This window comes from Pedococcus sp. P1_H8 (assembly GCF_056405175.1).
The window spans coordinates 1-504 of record NZ_JBFUCP010000148.1; the positions used below are offsets into that span (position 1 = coordinate 1).

The following is a 504-nucleotide window of genomic DNA, read 5'->3' on the forward strand; positions in this document are numbered from 1 at the left end:
GCCCGGAGGTCACCGCCGCCAGCTGCTCGGCCCGGTCCACCGGCAGGTGGGCACTGGCCGCCATCAGCAGCCCGTCCGCGGACACCAGCACCGCGTGGGTGACGCCCGGTACGTCGCGGGCGAAGTTCGAGACCAGCCAGTCGAGYGAGCTGCGRCCCGCGGATCCCTGATCCAGGTTGAGCTCGGATCCCTGATCCATGTTCATTGTCTCCTTAGATGCTGTTGCGTTCGGACTGGCCGGCGGCGCGGCCCTCGCGGATGCCCCGCTGGTGCCTGCTGAGCTTCTCGCGGATCGCATCCGGGTCGCGCAGCCTCGGCGGCGTGTTGGTCTGGTCAGTCCCCTCGACGCCGCCGGGAACCAGTCGCTGGCCGGGCTGACGTTGTGGCAGCCCCGAAGCGGTACGCGACTCGTCGCGTGGCCCGGTGGCCCGGTTGGCGGCGTCCCAGCCTACGTCCGCGGCGGACTTCCAGGCCGGGCTCACCTCGGCATCGGTGGGGTCGGTC

Annotated in this window: 2 protein-coding genes; both read right to left on the reverse strand. The window is 71.7% G+C overall.

Going from position 1 to position 504, the window contains the following annotated elements:
- Positions 1–199 (reverse strand): roadblock/LC7 domain-containing protein (locus AC1DYG_RS19310; protein ID WP_477641473.1); only part of this gene is annotated, 199 nt, incomplete at its 3' end.
- 13 nt (positions 200–212) lie between these two features.
- Positions 213–504, reverse strand: a 292-nt coding sequence (locus AC1DYG_RS19315; protein WP_477641474.1) for a hypothetical protein, incomplete at its 5' end; no start/stop codon positions are given.